At 42.0% G+C, this 19,668-nt stretch carries 13 protein-coding genes and 2 pseudogenes; 12 read left to right on the forward strand and 3 right to left on the reverse strand.

Translation table 11 applies throughout. The features are described from left to right. Window positions 1-62 precede the first annotated feature (62 nt). The 5 genes and pseudogenes from KFO40_RS25935 to KFO40_RS07985 all read left to right on the forward strand — a co-directional run bounded on the left by KFO40_RS25935 (window position 63) and on the right by KFO40_RS07985 (window position 6,402). Window positions 63-359, forward strand: coding sequence for a carboxypeptidase-like regulatory domain-containing protein (locus KFO40_RS25935; RefSeq protein ID WP_248005566.1), 297 nt, complete (start codon window positions 63-65; stop codon window positions 357-359). After that, the gene (locus tag KFO40_RS07970) at window positions 307-2,814 is read left to right on the forward strand and encodes a TonB-dependent receptor domain-containing protein (protein WP_249938188.1); all 2,508 of its coding nucleotides are present in this window, start codon (window positions 307-309) and stop codon (window positions 2,812-2,814) included. The genes KFO40_RS25935 and KFO40_RS07970 overlap by 53 nt, the downstream gene beginning before the upstream one ends. Window positions 2,815-2,824: 10 nt before the next feature. Continuing rightward, window positions 2,825-4,308 (forward strand): annotated as a pseudogene (locus KFO40_RS07975) (SusD/RagB family nutrient-binding outer membrane lipoprotein). A gap of 54 nt (window positions 4,309-4,362) precedes the next feature. Beyond that, window positions 4,363-4,962, forward strand: coding sequence for a hypothetical protein (locus KFO40_RS07980; protein WP_211146240.1), 600 nt, complete (start codon window positions 4,363-4,365; stop codon window positions 4,960-4,962). A 3-nt stretch (window positions 4,963-4,965) separates the two neighbouring features. Beyond that, complete coding sequence (locus tag KFO40_RS07985) at window positions 4,966-6,402, forward strand: calcineurin-like phosphoesterase C-terminal domain-containing protein (RefSeq protein WP_118407719.1); 1,437 nt, start codon at window positions 4,966-4,968, stop codon at window positions 6,400-6,402. Window positions 6,403-6,728: 326 nt separating this feature from the next. On the opposite strand, the pseudogene KFO40_RS25875 reads toward KFO40_RS07985, so the two are convergent. After that, window positions 6,729-6,890: pseudogene (locus tag KFO40_RS25875) on the reverse strand (RNA polymerase sigma-70 factor); the annotation flags it as partial. Window positions 6,891-7,159: 269 nt separating this feature from the next. Between KFO40_RS25875 and KFO40_RS07990 the strand changes: the two are divergent. The 7 genes from KFO40_RS07990 to KFO40_RS08020 all read left to right on the forward strand — a co-directional run bounded on the left by KFO40_RS07990 (window position 7,160) and on the right by KFO40_RS08020 (window position 13,994). Then, window positions 7,160-9,451, forward strand: coding sequence for an NADP-dependent malic enzyme (locus tag KFO40_RS07990; protein WP_008024705.1), 2,292 nt, complete (start codon window positions 7,160-7,162; stop codon window positions 9,449-9,451). Beyond that, the gene (locus KFO40_RS07995) at window positions 9,448-9,624 is read left to right on the forward strand and encodes a hypothetical protein (RefSeq protein ID WP_004317275.1); all 177 of its coding nucleotides are present in this window, start codon (window positions 9,448-9,450) and stop codon (window positions 9,622-9,624) included. The genes KFO40_RS07990 and KFO40_RS07995 overlap by 4 nt, the downstream gene beginning before the upstream one ends. A 247-nt stretch (window positions 9,625-9,871) precedes the next feature. Beyond that, window positions 9,872-11,206: an NADP-specific glutamate dehydrogenase gene (locus KFO40_RS08000; RefSeq protein WP_004317274.1), complete on the forward strand. Its 1,335-nt coding sequence runs from the start codon at window positions 9,872-9,874 to the stop codon at window positions 11,204-11,206. 131 nt (window positions 11,207-11,337) lie between these two features. Next, window positions 11,338-11,556: a helix-turn-helix transcriptional regulator gene (locus KFO40_RS08005; protein ID WP_117809259.1), complete on the forward strand. Its 219-nt coding sequence runs from the start codon at window positions 11,338-11,340 to the stop codon at window positions 11,554-11,556. Next, window positions 11,553-11,852, forward strand: a complete 300-nt coding sequence (locus tag KFO40_RS08010) for a HipA N-terminal domain-containing protein (protein WP_117809258.1) — start codon at window positions 11,553-11,555, stop codon at window positions 11,850-11,852. Before KFO40_RS08005 ends, KFO40_RS08010 begins: the two co-directional genes overlap by 4 nt. 215 nt (window positions 11,853-12,067) lie before the next feature. After that, on the forward strand, window positions 12,068-13,198 hold the full coding sequence (locus tag KFO40_RS08015; protein WP_117809257.1) for a PCMD domain-containing protein: 1,131 nt from the start codon (window positions 12,068-12,070) through the stop codon (window positions 13,196-13,198). A 13-nt stretch (window positions 13,199-13,211) separates the two neighbouring features. Next, entirely contained in the window at window positions 13,212-13,994 is a 783-nt protein-coding gene (locus tag KFO40_RS08020; protein WP_117809256.1) for a porin family protein, read from the forward strand. 905 nt (window positions 13,995-14,899) lie between these two features. On the opposite strand, the gene KFO40_RS08025 is transcribed toward KFO40_RS08020, so the two are convergent. Continuing rightward, on the reverse strand, window positions 14,900-16,381 hold the full coding sequence (locus KFO40_RS08025) for a PCMD domain-containing protein (protein WP_211146241.1): 1,482 nt from the start codon (window positions 16,379-16,381) through the stop codon (window positions 14,900-14,902). Window positions 16,382-16,700: 319 nt separating this feature from the next. Next, window positions 16,701-19,667 carry a PEP/pyruvate-binding domain-containing protein gene (locus KFO40_RS08030; protein WP_211146242.1) on the reverse strand — a complete coding sequence of 989 codons (2,967 nt, stop codon included), beginning with the start codon at window positions 19,665-19,667 and terminating at the stop codon, window positions 16,701-16,703. Window position 19,668: the final 1 nt, after the last annotated feature.

The following is a 19,668-nucleotide window of genomic DNA, read 5'->3' on the forward strand; positions in this document are numbered from 1 at the left end:
AAACACTGGTGTTAACGACTTTATTGCATTTAATAAATTAAAAGAAGCAAGGTAAAAAGATTATGAAAAGTAACAAATGGCTGCTTTCTCTGGCAGTTGGATTTCTGTGCTGTGGTTCTGCATACGCACAGACAACAGTGAAAGGAACAATAACGAGTGAAAGCGGAGAACCGTTAATCGGGGCTACCATCGCTGTAAAAAACTCGACAGACGGTACGGTGACCGACATTGACGGCAACTACTCCCTGAAAACTAAGAAAACATTAAGTTCCAAAGATTTGCTCCTATTTAGTTATGTAGGATATAGTGACTACGAAATCGGGAGCCGGCGCACCCAAAGGTATCGGCGTATCTTATAGCGGTAACTTCAGCATAGACGATGTGATGAGGTGGCCGGATTATCAGTATGAATTCGGACAGGGACTGCCGAGTAACATCGGTCCGGCAGGGTCCATCTATGAGGGCGAACCATACTACTCCTACGGAAAAGCGGAAGACGGCAGCTACGCAAGCACCAGCGGAACGAGTAGCGCATACGGAGCACGTTTCGATGCCAACAGGAAATTCTACCAATATGATCCGGCGACACAGGGACGTGCCTCCGAAGCGACTCCCTGGGTAGCGTATAAAAACAACCGCAAGGATTTGTTCCAGACGGGCTACACAATTACCAACTCCGTAGCCCTGACCGGAAAATCCGACCGGGGCAGCGTGCGGGCTTCCATCACCCACACCAAAAACGAATGGATTCTTCCCAATACAGGTTTCCAGCGCATCACTGCCATGATTTCCGCCCAACAACAGATTTCGCGGGCACTGCGCATCAATTTTAAATCGAGCTATACCTACCGCAAGCTCAACAATACGCCTGCCCTGGGGTATAACAGTAACTCCATCTCTTACTTTCTCATCTTCCAGAATCCGAATGTCAACCTCGACTGGCTACGCCCGATGTGGCGTACCGGACAGGAAAATGTGAAACAGCTCCAGCCTTACAGTTCCTTCATCGGAAACCCGTATGTCATTCTATACGAATCTGAAAATCCGTCAGAGAAACATAGTAACGTTTCCTCCGTTTCCGCCAACCTGCGTATCAACAGCAAGTTCGATTTCATGATCAGGTCCGGTATTCAACTATCAGCCGACCAGCGCGAACAACACCGTCCTATCAGCGATGTGGTATTTGGTAACGGATTCTTCAAAAAACAGAATGTGTTCGATTATGAATTAAACAGCGACGCTTTATTTACGTACCATGATTCCTTCGCTAACGGATTGCACGTCAATGCTTCGGCGGGAGGAAACATGATGCAACAGAGCTATGATATGCTCGCCGCCTCGGTGGTGGGACTGATTACGCCGGGAGTCTACAAACTGGCAAACGGTGTCTCCAACCCGAACGTGCAGACTGTCATCAAAAAGAAAGCATTGAACAGTCTTTATTTCACAGCCAACTTCGCATATAAGGATAAACTGTTTCTCGACGTCACCGGACGTAACGACTGGTCGTCTACCCTACCGAAGAACAACCGTTCCTTCTTCTATCCGTCGGTCAGCGTCAGCGCAGTGATGAACGAACTGTTCCTAATGCCGGAACCAATCAATTTGTTGAAAGTAAGAGGTTCTTTCGCCCAGGTGGGTAACGACACAGACCCTTACAAAACATCGCCCTACTACGGAACGAGCGATTTCCCCGGATCGGCTGTCGTTGCTTCCACACTGTACAATCAGGACTTCAAACCGGAAATTTCAACCAACTACGAAGCCGGTTTCGACCTGCGTATGTTCCAAAACCGCATCGGGCTCGATTTCACATTCTATTACAACCGCACCAAAAACCAAATTCTGGATGCTCCGATGGACCCGACTACAGGGTACAGCAAAGCGACTATCAATTCGGGATGTGTCCGCAACCGTGGTTATGAAATCCAATTGGACGTTACCCCGGTAGTCAGCAGAGATTTCCGCTGGAACGCCACTTTTACCTGGTCTAAAAACGAAAACAAGATTATTTCGCTGGCGGAAGGGGCAGACGAGAATCAGTTAATCAGCAGTATCGGCAACGTCTCCATCATCGGACGCGTGGGAGGTACGACAGGCGACCTCTGGGGCTACAAACTAGTGCGCGACCCGGAAGGAAACGTTGTCATCAATGATAACGGACTGCCCGAACGTTCGGGAGAGATTGAATACGTAGCCACAGCCTATCCGAAATGGAAAGCCGGATTGTATAACGAATTTTCCTACAAAAACTTTACTCTTAGCGTCCTGCTCGACGGACAAGTGGGAGGAAAAATGTATTCGCACTCTCACCACAAAATGACGGAACAGGGAAAACTGGCACATACCCTGAACGGACGTCTGCCGGGAACGGAATTTTATATGTCGAAAGATGATCCGCGCATTGCCACCGCCGGACTTTCACCACAGGACGGAATGTATATGATTGCCCCGGGTGTAGTGAAAAACGACGACGGTAGCTTCTCGAAAAACACTAAAGTGGTAACCGTGGAAAGCTATTATAAAGAGTACTATCGGATGGCAAACGTGGAGACGAACACTTTCAGCACCGATTTCCTCAAACTGCGTGAAATGAGACTGGAATATAAATTACCGGGCAGCACACTGAAGAAAACTCCTTTCAGCAAAGCATCGATAGCGTTTTATGCACGCAACTTGTTCTGCATCACGGATTATCCTTTATTTGACCCCGAATCTGCCGCCCTCAACGGAAGTTCGATGGTAACGGGTGTAGAAACGGGTTCACTGCCTACGGCACGTACTTTCGGATTAAATATTAACTTATCTTTTTAAACACTGACTCATGAAAACCTATAATTTTTTAAAGAATATAGCAGGAGGAATAATAGTGTGCGGAACACTCTGTACAACCTCCTGTACCAGCTTCGACGAACTGAATACGGACCCCACCCGCATGGACGAGGTGAATCCCGGCACACTGCTCAACCCGATTCTCTACGAAACGTCTGTCTACAACTGGAAACTCTACAACAACTACACCTACGACCTGATGCAATGCGCTGTATCTACTTCCAGCACTAACGGTGTCGGATGGTGGTATATGACGGACAGCCAGGGAGACGGCACATGGACTACCTTTTATAAATGGATCAATAACGCCAAAGAGATGACGCGTCTCACCGAAAAACTCCCGGAGGCTTCCAAACAACCCAATTATGACGCCATCTCACTCACACTGCAAAGTTGGCTGTACCAGATTCTAACCGATGCTTTCGGTGACGTCCCGATGAGCGAAGCCTGCTCTGCCGATGAAGGAATACTCGCACCGAAGTTCGACACCCAACAACAAGTGTACCGACAAATTATCGACAACCTGAAAACGGCAAACGAACTGTTTGACGAAGCTAACGGACTGATCTACAACCAATCGGGCGAAATGTTGTACAACACGTCTAAAGGAGATGCAACCGGTATAAAGAAATGGAAGAAGTTCTGCAACTCGCTCCGCCTGCGTGCATTGCTCCGCGTGATCGACGTTCCGGAGTTCAACGCGAAACAGGAATTGCGCACGATGCTAACCGATCCCGCCACCTATCCGGTATTCGAATCGAACGATGATGCCGCCCTGCTTGCCATCAGCGGAACTTATCCGCAGGAAGCTCCGCTCACCCGGCCGCAGGATTTCACTTCATACGTTCAGATTTCCGAGTTCTTTGTCGACCTGCTAAAAGGATGGAACGACCCTCGTCTGCAAGTGTATGCAACGCAGGTCACTCTGCCCGACCAGACAAAGGATTATGTAGGCTTGCCCAGCGGTTATCAGACGTTGCCCTCCATCACGGCTTCGGGACTGAATCAAGAAATGGCGAAAGCTCCCATGAAACTTGCCATGATGCCTTATGCCGAAGTTGAATTTATCAAAGCGGAACTACTGAAGAAAGGAGTGATCGACGGAGGAAGCAACGCTGCCAAAGAAGCGTATCAGAAAGGAGTGCAGGCAGCTATCGAACAGTGGGGACAGGTATTGCCCGACAATTACTTTGAGAATCCGGAAGCGGCTTATGACGATACTTTGGAACGTATCATGAACCAGAAATTCGTCGCACTGTTCTTCTGCGACTATCAGCAGTGGTTCGAATATAACCGTACCGGCTTTCCTGTGTTGCCCGTAGGACCCGGCATCGCGAATGCCAACAACCAAATGCCGAAACGTTTCAAATATCCGGCTGCCCTGCAACGTACCAACCTGAAAAACAAAACTATCAGGCTGCCAAGCAGAATATGGGAGGTGATGATTTTAATATTCGATTAATGTGGCAACAATAACGGAATATGGCAAATAAAGAAATGTATCAACCATAAATTTAAAATTCAATGTATATGAAGAAAATTATCAGTATGGCTGTCATGTTATATATAACAATGACAGCAATAGCACAGAAAGGAGAACTTGCCATGAACGAAAATATCCGCGGAAAGGAAAATGTTTCAAGAAACGTTGCGGAGAATACGGTAGGAAATACAGCAGAAAACAAACTGGAGAAAGAAGCGACTCCCGTAGGGAAGAAACCAAAAGCTACATTTATATTCGACGTATATGGAGAGATTCCGACAACTAAACCGGTGTTTGAAACGGAACATTATCTAGGTAGTGACATTACCGGAAAATGGAATACTTTCATCCAGAATTACACGCACGAGTATGATGTAACGATCGGATTCACTGATTCTTCCGTTGAGATTTTGAAGCCTTCCATTTACAAGGCAGTCAACAAGGTGAACAAATATTATAAAAAGGCACTGAAAAAGGAAGAAGTGAGCCGGGAAGTTGCTACATCCAACATGGCACACATTCTGGATTGTGCCAATGTGATGTGTTTCGACGATAACAGCAAGTCTTTCGAAGAGGCTGTAAAGTCGGCAGACGAACCGGAAGAGATTATCGCATTATTCAATCAAGTCACTCTAAGAAAGTTATAAGCAATGAAAAAAGTATGTAATAGAAATATGCTGTTTGCGGCAATCTTATGTCTCCAGCTAAATGTTGTTGCCGCTTTTGGTCAGACTGTTGTGAAAGGCAGTGTGAAAGATAACACAGGTAAGCCTGTCAGCGGTGTAGTAGTAACTGACGGTGCGCATTTTAAAACAACCGACGCGCAAGGAAACTATGTTTTGAACACCGATCCGGCACGTTATCCGATGGTTTACATCTCTACTCCGGCAGACTATGAGCTTCCTTCCAAAGAGGGTGTAGCCGACGGCTTCTATCAGTATTTGGATGCGAAGAAAAGCGAGAATCAGTGCAACTTCGTTCTGACCAAACGGCAGAAGCCAGCGGATGAATTTGTATATATCGCCATTTCCGATCCGCAAGTGAGGAACGAGAAGCAACTGGACCGCTTCCGCACAGAAACAGTGCCCGACCTGAAACAAACTGCCGACTCGCTAAAGAACTTCGAAATCGTTGGTATGGGACTGGGCGACCTTGTGTGGGATGCCATGAACTTATATGCTCCTTACCGGCAAGCCGTCTCTAATTTAGGTATCACAATGTTCCAACTAATGGGAAACCATGATTTCAACCTGCTCTACAAGTCCATGACACAGACGGACCATCCGGCAGACGGATATGGGGAACAGAATTATTACCAGTCGTTCGGTCCGGCCAACTATTCATTCAACATTGGAAAAATCCATGTAATCGCAATGAAAGACATCGATTACGATGGTAATAAGAAATACACGGAACGATTCACACCGGAAGATCTGGACTGGTTGAGAAAAGATTTAAGTTATGTGCCCGAAGGAAGCACCGTATTCCTGAACGTACACGCTCCGGTAGCCAACAACACGGTATCGGCCGGTGGAAATGCACGCAACGCCAACGCGCTTTTCCAACTATTAAGACCGTATCAGGTTCATATTTTCTCGGGACACACACATTTCTATGAGAATCAGCAACCTGCGCCTACTATTTATGAACATAATATCGGAGCTGCCTGCGGTGCATGGTGGGCAGGACACGTGAACCGTTGCGGAGCGCCGAACGGTTATCTGGTGGTAGAAGTGAAAGGTGACGATGTGAAGTGGCGTTACAAAGCGACAGGCTGTTCTCCCGATTATCAGTTCCGGCTCTACAAGCCGGGAGAATTTGAAAGCCAGAAAGACTATGTGGTAGCCAACATCTGGGATTGGGACAGAACGTATACGGTAAACTGGTACGAAGACGGAGTATTGAAAGGTGCCATGCAGGCTTTTGATGATGAAGACCAGGATTACATCAACATGGTGAAAGGAAAGAAAACCGGCTATCATACACGGCATCTTTTCCGGGCACAGCCTGCGAAAGGTACAAAGTCTGTCAAAGTGGTGGTTAAGAATCGTTTCGGGGAAGTATTCACGAAAGAGGTGAAACTGTAGTTTATCCTATGAAACACAAATAAGTATTCTTTGACAAGAACTGTTTGGAGATAAAAAGAAAAATAGGAAGACTGTTTATCTGTATATTTATTGAACTGATAATCAATAGAATTTATGCCATCCGGCTACGAAAACAAACTGCCGTAGCTATCCGGCATAAACTCTACTTTTTTCCAACCAGTCACCTATCTCTTATATCTTTATGCGAATCAGCAGTTGAAACCACTTTTTGATTCAGCTATTTAAAATGTTATAATTCGGTTAATTGTCTCATTTGTTTATTTCATATTTTCCCTGAAAATCAGCAAACTAGAAGAATTTTAGTATTCATTTGATAGTTTATCCACATAATTTTGAAGTAGGAGTTCGCGTCTCACGTAATAATACACCATATTTGGGGAAATGCGAGCATTGTATGCACGATACAACGCTTCAAAAGCATTTTTATTTCCTTCCTTCAATAATTGAAGTTGTTGGGTGGTAATCATCATCAAATAAGGTTAAATCATATATGGACTCAAAAATAACGAAATAACTAAAGCCGACAACCAAAGCGCTTGTTAAAATTTCAATAAATCAATATCTAAGCTTTTAAAAAAGAATAGGATATAAATGCATATCCTATGTATTTCATATCATAAATTCAGCCATTTTGCTATAAAATTAATAGAAATTACCAATCAACAGCAACAATTTCTAACTTTTATTCCTACATTTGCAGCCAATTGATAACTTATTAACAAATTACATATATACCATGGCTAAAATAACGAAAGAAGCCGCTTTGCTCTATCACTCACAGGGCAAACCCGGCAAGATTGAGGTAGTGCCTACCAAACCTTATAGTACTCAAACCGACTTATCACTCGCATATTCCCCCGGTGTAGCAGAACCTTGTCTCGAAATTGAGAAGAACCCGCAGGATGCATACAAGTATACAGCTAAAGGAAATCTTGTAGCTGTTATTTCTAACGGTACAGCCGTACTCGGACTGGGCGATATAGGCGCATTAAGCGGCAAACCTGTAATGGAAGGTAAAGGGCTGCTTTTCAAAATCTATGCCGGTATCGACGTTTTCGACATCGAAGTAGACGAGAAAGATCCGGAGAAGTTCATTGCGGCAGTGAAAGCAATCGCTCCTACCTTTGGAGGTATCAACCTAGAAGACATCAAGGCGCCCGAATGTTTTGAAATCGAACGTCGCCTGAAAGAAGAATTAGACATTCCTGTAATGCACGACGACCAGCACGGTACTGCTATTATCTCCAGCGCCGGTTTGGTAAATGCCTTGCAGGTGGCAGGAAAGAAAATCGAGGATGTGAAAATCGTCGTGAACGGTGCCGGTGCATCCGCAGTATCTTGTACTAAATTATATGTATCTTTGGGCGCTCGCCTCGAAAATATTGTCATGCTGGATAGTAAAGGCGTTATCAGCAAGACACGTACCGATCTGAACGAACAGAAAAGATATTTTGCAACTGACCGCACAGATATCCACACACTGGAAGAAGCAATCAAGGGCGCGGATGTATTCCTCGGCCTGTCAAAAGGAAATGTGTTGAGTCAAGATATGGTACGCAGCATGGCTCCGATGCCCATCGTATTCGCATTGGCCAACCCGACACCGGAAATCTCTTACGAAGATGCCATGGCAGCACGTCCTGACGTACTGATGGCTACCGGACGTTCCGACTATCCGAACCAGATTAATAATGTAATCGGTTTCCCATATATCTTCCGTGGTGCTTTGGACACTCAAGCTAAAGCAATCAACGAAGAAATGAAGATTGCGGCCGTACACGCTATTGCCAACCTGGCAAAACAACCGGTACCTGATGTAGTCAACGCAGCCTACCACGTAAACAACCTTTCTTTCGGTGCGGAATACTTTATCCCGAAACCGGTAGATCCACGCCTCATCACCGAAGTTTCCTGCGCAGTGGCAAAAGCTGCTATGGAAAGCGGAGTGGCTCGCACTGAAATCAAAGACTGGGACGCTTACTGTGTTCACCTGCGCGAATTGATGGGTTACGAATCCAAACTGACCCGCCAACTGTATGATACTGCCCGCCGCTCACCGCAACGTGTCGTATTTGCCGAAGGTATCCACCCGAATATGCTGAAAGCTGCCGTTGAAGCAAAAGCCGAAGGTATCTGTCATCCTATCTTATTAGGAAACGACGAAGCTATCGGAAAACTGGCAGAAGAAATGGAGCTTAGTCTGGAAGGTATTGAAATCGTCAATCTTCGCCACCCGGACGAATCAGATCGTCGCGAGCGTTACTCCCGCATCCTTGCAGAAAAACGTGCACGCGAAGGATTTACCTACGAAGAAGCCAACGACAAGATGTTCGAACGCAACTACTTCGGTATGATGATGGTGGAAACAGGAGATGCAGACGCATTCATCACCGGACTTTATACAAGATATAGCAATACGATCAAAGTGGCAAAAGAAGTGATCGGCATCCAACCGGGCTTCAAACACTTCGGTACCATGCATATCCTGAACTCCAAGAAAGGTACTTACTTCCTGGCAGACACATTGATTAACCGCCACCCCGATACGGAAACATTGATTGATATCGCCAAACTGTCCGATAAAACAGTTCGTTTCTTCAATCACACACCGGTTATCTCTATGTTGTCATACTCTAACTTCGGCGCTGATACCGCAGGTAGCCCAGTGAAAGTGCACGAAGCAGTTGCTCACATGCAGGAAGCATATCCGGAATTGGCTATCGACGGTGAAATGCAGGTTAATTTTGCCATGAACCGCGAATTGCGTGATACCAAATATCCGTTTACCCGCCTGAAAGGTAAAGACGTAAATACATTGATTTTCCCGAATCTAAGTTCAGCAAACGCCGGTTACAAACTGTTGCAGGCAATGGACCCGGATACAGAATTCATCGGCCCTATCCAGATGGGATTGAACAAACCTATCCACTTCACCGATTTCGAAAGTTCCGTCCGTGACATTGTGAATATCACAGCCGTAGCCGTGATCGACGCCATTGTTGACAAAAAGAAAAGAGGAGTGAAATGAAACGCCCGTTATCCAAATCACAAATAGTTTGCATCAGCCTGCTTTGGTTGGCGCTTTGCTATTTAGTTCTAACAAAAGCCGAACGAATTGACGGGATGACGATAGTAATGCTTGTCATTTCGGCAGCATTAGTATTTATTCCTGTTTATAAGTCGATCAAAAAGAACAAATAAATATCTTTTTTCCTATTTTTAATGCGATAAAATATCAAATTTGATGTTTTATCGCATTTTTCTTTATAAAATGTTTGCCAGTTCAATTTTTATCTTTACTTTTGCAACCGGAAATAAAAATCCGATGTACCCATATACAAGTGTGCAAATTGCTATACGGCAGAAAAGCACATAGTCGAGCGGCACATGAGCAAATTGTCAAATTAGCACATTATTTTTATATCAACCAATTAAAGAAAAAAAGATTATGAATGCAGCAAAGGTATTAGACGATCTGAAAAGAAGATTTCCCAATGAACCGGAGTATCATCAAGCAGTAGAAGAAGTACTTTCTACTATTGAAGAAGAATACAACAAACACCCGGAGTTTGATAAAGTAAACTTGATCGAACGTTTGTGTATTCCTGATAGAGTATATCAGTTCCGCGTGACTTGGATGGATGATAAAGGTAATATTCAGACCAACATGGGTTACCGTGTTCAGCACAACAACGCGATCGGTCCTTACAAAGGCGGTATCCGTTTCCATGCATCTGTAAACCTTTCTATCTTGAAGTTCCTTGCCTTTGAACAAACATTCAAAAACTCACTGACTACGCTGCCGATGGGTGGTGGTAAAGGTGGTTCCGACTTCTCTCCTCGTGGAAAGTCAAATGCCGAAGTAATGCGCTTCGTACAAGCATTCATGCTGGAACTGTGGCGTCACATCGGTCCTGAAACTGACGTTCCTGCCGGTGACATCGGTGTTGGTGGCCGTGAAGTAGGTTTCATGTTCGGTATGTATAAAAAACTGGCTCATGAATTTACCGGAACATTTACAGGTAAAGGCCGCGAATTCGGTGGTTCACTGATTCGTCCGGAAGCTACCGGTTATGGTAACATCTACTTCCTGATGGAAATGCTGAAAACAAAAGGCACTGACCTGAAAGGTAAAGTTTGTCTGGTTTCCGGTTCTGGTAACGTTGCTCAATATACAATCGAAAAAGTAATCGAACTGGGTGGTAAAGTAGTTACTTGCTCTGACTCTGACGGTTATATCTACGATCCGGATGGTATCGACCGCGAAAAACTGGACTACATCATGGAACTGAAGAATCTGTACCGTGGCCGTATCCGTGAATACGCAGAAAAATATGGTTGCAAATATGTAGAAGGAGCTAAACCTTGGGGTGAAAAATGTGATATCGCTCTTCCTTCTGCTACTCAAAATGAATTGAATGGCGACCACGCTCGTCAACTGGTAGCAAACGGCTGTATCGCCGTATCTGAAGGAGCTAACATGCCTTCTACTCCGGAAGCTATCAAAGTGTTCCAGGATGCTAAGATCCTTTACGCTCCGGGTAAAGCTGCTAATGCCGGTGGTGTGTCAGTATCAGGTCTTGAAATGACTCAAAACTCTATCAAATTGAGCTGGAGCGCTGAAGAAGTAGACGAAAAACTGAAGAGCATCATGAAGAATATCCACGAAGCTTGCGTTCAGTACGGTACAGAAGCCGACGGATACGTAAACTATGTGAAGGGTGCTAACGTAGCCGGATTCATGAAGGTTGCTAAAGCAATGATGGCACAAGGTATCGTATAATCAGCGAAAGATATATAAGCTATAGTTTATTTAAAGGCTCCCGCCTTCCGAAAGGAAGTGCGGGAGTTTTTATACCCTAAAGGGTGTAAAACAGAAAAATTACATTATATTTATACCCCAAAGGGTATAATATGGATGATAAATCATTATCAGAATACGTCAAGCAAATGCGTAAAGAACATAACTTGCCCCAAGTAGAACTTTCCGAAAAATCAGGAGTTGGATTACGCTTTGTACGCGAACTCGAACAAGACAAACAGACTTTGCGTCTTGATAAAGTAAATCAAGTGCTTAGCCTCTTTGGAATGAAAGTGGGGGTTGTACCAATAAATAAATTCAACAAGCTATGAGACAAGCACTCATATACAACCAAGACCAGTTTGCAGGATTGCTTACAGAAGATGAAAATGGCTATACTTTCCAATACGATACAGCCTACATTAAATCCAACGATGCCGAACCTACCAGTCTCACATTGCCAATCTCTGAAAAAGTATATACAAGTCTAATATTATTCCCATTCTTTGACGGTCTCATTCCCGAAGACTGTCTCTTGGATATTGCCGAGAAAAGCTGGAAGATAAATCGACGTGACCGTATGTCAAGTCATATGTTCACAAACCACACTTACAGGAGTGCAAGCTAAATTGTCTCACAGAACCTCGAAGGGTGGTTAGATTTATTATAAAAACAGTGCAGGGATGTAAAAAGGAATAATTCATTTATAACATCAATTTTAAAAAGGCACTAATTTTATTGAATTACTTAAGTGATGAAGTGCTGCATTTCAAAAAAGAAACTTAACTTTGCAACCAAGTTTTATAGAAGATACTAAATTAGTAAACTAAAAAGGAAAATCAAATGAAAATTAAGACTTTAATAGCCTATTTCATCTTTACATGTGCAATATCCTCCTGCATACAGGATGAAGCATTAAATTCAGAAGCAGCCATTGATGTTTGTTCAGGCGATGATGTGCAATTGGCAAATATCGATGCAGATTCTAAAGTAATCAATGTATATGTAAATAAAGGAGCCGACCTTTCCAAACAGAAATTAAAATTTACACTTCCACAAGGAGCTACAATTAAAGTAAATACTCCAATAGCAGGCGATACTGAATCTACCTATGATTTCAGCGAAGAACCGCACTCCCGTAAATTCACCGTTACATCAGAAGACGGTCAATGGCAGCCTGTTTATACCGTAAATGTGATTTTAGCGGAATTACCTACCCTTTTCAGTTTTGAAGAATTACTGACAACCTCCAGTGAATACGATACATTTTACGAATTTACACCAGCAACCTCGCAAGAAATATCTAAAGTACTACAATGGTCAAGCGGTAATCCTGGTTTTAAATTAACAGGTATGGCTAATTCTAGAATAGATTACCCAACAGTACAAGTTACAAATGGTTTTAAAGGTAAGGCTGTAAAGCTAGAAACCCGTAACACTGGAGATTTTGGTGCAATGGTAAAAATGTATATTGCTGCTGGGAATTTATTTATCGGAACATTCGAAGTAGAAAATGCACTGACAAATCCTAGAAAAGCAACGAACTTTGGTTTTCAATTTTATAAACATCCCATAGCACTAAAAGGACATTATAAATTTAAAGCTGGGGAAGTTTATTCTGTAGAAGGACAGCCACAAACCGGAAAAAAGGATAAATGTGATATTTATGCTGTTATGTATGAGGCAGAAAATAATTCTATCATGCTCAATGGTGATGACGTATTCAACTCTGATAAATTAGTATTATTAGCACGAATAAAACCTGAAGATATCGTTGAATCAGAAGATGAATGGAATGAGTTTACTTTATATTTCGAATCAGTAAAAGGACGAGAAATTGACGATACGAAACTACAAAACGGTAAATATAAATTAGGTATTGTACTATCATCCAGCGTAGATGGCGCCTATTTTAGAGGGGCTGTTGGTAGCACTCTATACGTTGATGAGCTAGAACTTATTTGTAAAGAATAAAAAAACTAACACAATGAAAAAATATCAATCAATCAATATCATAGTTGTGCTGCTATTTGTAAGCATATTCACAGCTCAAGCACAGGAAGAAAGAAACCAAGGTATCATCTGGTCTTATTTACATGGATGGGAATATGGTATAAAGGCCGGTTTCAATATTGGTGGAACTTCACCATTACCTCTACCAAAAGAAATCCGTAAAATTGATAGTTATGCACCAGGAATCGCAATTTCAATTGAAGGTAATGCGACGAAGTGGTTCGATCCCAAATGGGGGATGACTGTAGGAGTGCGACTTGAAAATAAGAATATGACCACCGAAGCTACCGTAAAAAATTACGGTATGAAAATTATCAATACCAATGGTGGAGAATTACAAGGATTATGGACAGGAGGAGTAAAGACCAAAGTTAAAAATTCATATCTGACAATTCCGGTGGTTGCTAACTATAAGATAAGCAAGCGTTGGAAATTGTCTGCAGGTCCATACATATCATACCTCATCGAAGGAGGATTCTCCGGACATGTATACAACGGTCATTTACGTACTCCAGACCAAACAGGTTCACGAGTTGTTTTCTCTGGGGAAAGCATAGCTACCTATGATTTTTCCGAAAATCTCCAAAAATTTCAATGGGGACTACAACTAGGCGGCGAATGGAGAGCATTTAAACATCTAAATGTATACGCTGACTTAACGTGGGGGCTGAATGATATTTTCAAAAAAGATTTTGATACAATCTCATTTGCCATGTATCCTATTTATTTGAACGTGGGATTTGGATATGCATTTTAGCATATTGTTTTATACTAAACAATCCAGAATATTGTGTCAATAGAAAACTACGGGAATTCTTCTCGTAGTTTTTTATTTATGGTAATATCGTAAGCGTTTCCGCGTTTCTATACCACCAAAAAGCGAGTATCTCTCATCAATAAAATAGCCCAATAAGGTTCAAACAGGCGTAAGATGGCTTGTTTTTGTTGCAATAAACCTATATAAATCCGACTTGTATGGCTTAATAATCCCACTTTGACAGCGATAAGTTTATAGCCCACATCTGTGTGACAAACAGCCTGCATACGTAGGCTGTACGGTTTACAGCTGCGGGCTGTACAGCCTACATATGTAGGCTATAAAAAGATTACCGTTTCCAATGGATTATTTAGCTGCCAAATACAGGTTATCATCCTATAAAGTGGATATTATTGTGGCTTCATATGGGTGTTTCCCCTAATACTACACTAAAACGGATGCAGTATGGATATGATAGATACCCGTTTTTTGCGACAAAAATATGATAGATACCTGTTTGAAAAATCATCTATCATACTTATCTTATTGACAGCTAGCTTAATATAAAAATAAATGATAGTATGATAGATATTTTTCCATTATGTAGTATTTGCTGAGTTCAAATTCATTGAAACTTTATATCCGGATGTTATTCTATAGTGAACAAATCCTTTTCTGTATCGTATATTGAATGACATTTTGGGTATGATTGCCATAAACAAACAATAATTCTCCCTCACTACAAAAAAACTCCCCACTGTCCAAAAACAGTAAGGGAAATCTATTTAATATTTATTTGATATATATATACAGGATTTTACAGAAAAACGAGGATATCCTCATAGACACCCTCGTTTATACAATAAACACACATCAAATGTATGCCAACTTATATTATAATAATCTTATTCACATATTACTTCAAATTCATCCACAATCAAAGTACTACCACCAGCACCTTTAAATAAATCACCATCTTTACTTGAAGAGCAAATTATAGCAAATTTATATTTTGCGGTTCGGTCATACTCTTGTAAATATTCAAATTCAATGTTAAAAGGAGTATATTCTTTAATATCCTCAACGATAATATTAGCAACAGCAACTCTTAATTCCGAAGTGTTCACATCGTGACCTGTCAATACAATCTCTTTACCATCCTCACCTGTTTGCACTTTATACAATACGGCTTGAATCTGTCCTTTATCTTTAATATCAACCGGTTTTACATCTTCATAATTAGAAGCGTCAAGATAATTAGAACCTGATTCATATTTATAAACACCCTTAAAACGAAGCGGTTTTCCACCTAAACTAACTGTTTCTGCATCAAGACCAAATTTAGTACAACTCAACCTATCACCTTGTAAAGCAGGCATCATATCAAATTTACCAATAAAAATAGAACCGGCAGTAATCTTCGGAACTAATGAATTTGGCTCATTTGGATATTCAAAAGTTATCAGTTTAGCCGCATACGTACCATCCTCTCTAGTTTCCTTTCTCAACAAAGTACCACCTAAAATACCTGCTCCTGCAGCACTTCCTGCCCACAAATCTTTGGGTAACAGTTCATCATTCTTAGTACCTTCCTTCCAATCTTCAAAAGAATATTTCAATACCTTGCGAGTACCTTCCACAAAAGCTGTATAAACTTTCACGGTGCCATCTTCCGCCGTCACAGTATAAGTCACTTTCTTATTATTCGAGAAGTCCTGTGCTACGCCGGAAGCCGGAGTAATAGTTGCTCCTTCAGATATTTCAATAATAGGAGTAAACTTTAAAGATTCTACTTCCTCATTAACAGCAAAAACAATCGTACCAGCTTCTTCATTTATAACTGGTTGTTCTACTACTGCCTCATCGTCAATAATAAAACTTGTTATTTTAGCTTCCGAACTTTCACTACCTGTCAATTTACGACCAACAAAAGTAGCCTTTACATTTTGATTTAAAGGAGCACCAACTTTTACACCTATTTCAATATTAATATTGCTACCTTTCACAGTACCAGAAATACTAACAGGGCAATTACCAAGTGGCTGTACCAAATCTAGATTCTGTTGACCTTCAAAAGCATAACCACCATCTATAGCTTTCACAGTGCAAGGATCAACTTCAATATCACCAACATTTACCAAAAAAATAAAATTCTTCAATGATAATGCAATTTGGTTAGTTCCCTTATTAGACTGTGAAATTGTGATTTTTTGATTTTCAGTAGTTCCCATTTGATTACCATCCACATTCACAGACAGATTACCAACATAGCCTCCAGCCAATTCTGTATCTATCGGATATTTCACTTCATCGTCATCATCACTACAACTCATGAATATGCTAACAGAACAAACAAGCATAAACAAGTACAATAAACTCTTCTTCATAATTTTCATAATTAATTAATAATCTATTTGATCACAAAAACGAGTACAAAGTAACAGCTTTATAATAATTTACACAAGGTCAATTCTTTGTATTTTATGTCCTATTTTTAAGATCATAAGGCCATATTTCCTGTCTATATAGACTTTTTAAGGTTAATATTCACACTATACGGTACGCTACGGAAGATTTAAGTCATATTTTAATTTAGTTAAAAAGACCAACGGTCAGAAAAAAGAATCTTATCAATTCTAACACATAAAAAACGCCCCTCCTAGTACTTCCAAAATTTGTTTCACATAAAATTATTGCGAGTTCCACTTAAAAAGGCATCAAAACCACACCCTGCTTCTTCTTTCCATCCATCTTGACCACCATCGGTTTCTCAAAGCGGACATGACGAAGATATTTCGTTTCTTCCACCGCAGGTTGCACATTGAGGAAATCCTGATTATAAACCCCATCATTCATAAAGGCGTTGATAGTGAAATATCCTACTCCAAAAGAAGTCAAATTCTGGAAAAAGTGTGTCCCTTGACTGGGATCTACCCGATAATTGGTCAGTCCGGCTTCCACAATCACACGGGCAGCCGAGATATGCGGCCACTTCACAGGGATGCCGAGCCAAGTATCGCTGCTTCCCCAACGTCCCGGACCGACAAGCACATAATTCTTTCCTTCATTCAAGAATTGTTGGTTAATCTTTTCTATTTCCCAGGCAATTGCCTGATTGTTGGAGGCACTATAATTATCGGTCTTTACATAGACCACATCATAAATATCATTCATGATACCGTGTCCCAATGAATTATATGAGCGGAGAATCACATCTTCATCCGGTATCTCGTTCAAATCCTCGTCCAGCATTTCTTTACTGTCTACGATAGGACGTATTTGTAACAGATAGAAAGTTCCGGATTTATCATGTTCACGACTCATCGTAGCCGCAAATTCAATTTCAACCGGACGGCGCATCTCCTGTTCACCATATTTCAAGACTAATTGCAGAATACGAGCCAACGGGAATACATCATGTTGCAGGATATTGGCAAAAGTAATCACCTTCCGACCTCCGGGATATAAACCATCCCGGATAATCTGGTCATACGGGTCATACGTAGAAGCGATATAACGCAAGGCACCATCATTTTCCGCCTCTTTGACATGGAGTTTCAATAAATTGAAACCATCGTCGATAGAAAAATCATGCCCGGCATTTTTCAAATCCAAAGCATAAAAACGGGTCTGGGTCTCTTTCAGGGCGATTTCCATTTCGCTGGTTTGCAACACCTGGTTAGGATGATAAGGAGAAAAACGAAGGGTCATACCACCGTCTACAATATATTTTCCCAATCCCAAAGCCAGGTTAACCGTTCCTTCTTCTGCTTTTTCATCCCCCAACGGATAATAATTCAGCGAACGGGCCACACCAGACATAGACGGATAATAACGATCGCCATATTGATTACCAACTACCTCCTGCAAGATAACAGCCATCTTTTCCTGATCGATCACATTCGAAGTGGCCTGCATATACGCTTTACTGTCGCGGAAATAAACCGAAGCATACACCCCTTTAATAGCATCCGAAAGCATACGCAACATTTCATACCGGTCATCCAGATAGGGAATCATATATGTACTATAAATTCCGGCGAACGGCTGATAATGAGAGTCTTCCAATAAAGAAGAGGAACGGATGGCAATCGGAGATTTCACCACATCGAAGAAAGTAAAGAAGTCCTCCACCAGCCTGTCCGGCAACTTGGCCTTCAGGAAGTATTTCAGAATCGTATCATCATCCGCGTTCGACAATGCAATCTGATACAAATTATTGGTATCCATAAATTCATCAAACACATCCGTACAGAGCACTACCGTTTTAGGAATGGCGACACGCGCATTCTCAAACTCGTCAAACTCCGGATGACGCTTCACCATATTATCAATAAACGCCAGTCCACGCCCTTTTCCGCCCAAAGAACCATCTCCGATACGGGCAAAGTTAGAATAACGGTCGAAGCGGTCGCGCTTAAAGACAGCCACAACTCCCTGATTCTTCATCTTACGATACTTCACAATGGCTTCAAAGATGATTTTCCGGTGAGCATCCACATCTTGAAGACTATTCCATGTTATCGGTTTCAAGAACTCGGCTACGGGAAACATAGCACGGGAATAAAACCAACGCGACACATGATTCCGGCTGATATGATATAAGAAAGACTCCGCAGGTACAGCAAAAAGAATGTTTTGCAACTCTTTCAAATTCCGGACACGGGCAATCTCTTCCCCGGTAGCCGGGTTACGGAATATAAAATCACCAAAACCAAAATCATCGGAAACAATACGACGCAAATCGACATCCATCTTTTTTGAGTTCTTATCAATAAAGCTGGCACCATACTTAGCTGCATAAGATGCATTCTCCGACTCGGACGACTGGATAATCAACGGAACAAACGGATCATTCTTTCGTATCTCGGCACACAGCTTGATACCTGCCAAACCATCTTTCTCACCCCGTTCCACTTTCGGGAAACGGACATCAGTGATTACTCCTAATATATTATTCTGATATTTATGATAAATTTCCATTGCCTCCTGATACGTACGTGCCAGTACAATCTTAGGCCGCCCGCGCATACGAAGTGTACGCTGGTGCGCATTCAAGGCTTCAGTAGAGAACTCCTGACTCTGCTTCAACACGAACTTATACAGATTCGGCAAAATAGAAGAATAGAAACGAATACCATCCTCCACCAAAAGAATCAACTGCACACCGACTTCCTGCACATCGTGTTCCAAATTCATCTTATCCTCTATCAATTTGATAATAGACACCAACAGGTCGGTATTGCCCAACCAACAGAACACATATTCAAACGCACTTAAATCTTCATTGATAATCCGTTTGGTAATACCATGGCTGAAAGGAGTCAGGATGACGATAGGAATATGCTCGTATTTCTCTTTGATATGACGACCGATATCAAAACTGTCATTGTCCCCCGTGCTCGGCATACAAATCACCAGGTCGAACGACATATTTTCCAACTGCGCCAATGCTTCCTCCTCTGTGGATACCTGCGAGAAACGAGGTGGATAACGCAAAGATAAAGAGGTGTATTCATTGAAAATCTTCTCATCAATGCGCCCGTCATCTTCCAACATAAAAGCGTCATAAGGGTTGGCGATTAACAACACGTTAAAAATTCGCCTTGTCATCAGGTTGGCGAACTGTGTATCTTTGAAGTAAAGCTGGTTTAATTTATATTTACTAAGCATA

It is taken from the genome of Bacteroides sp. 1001302B_160321_D4, assembly GCF_015667765.1.
Classification (GTDB): Bacteria; Bacteroidota; Bacteroidia; order Bacteroidales; family Bacteroidaceae; genus Bacteroides; species Bacteroides xylanisolvens.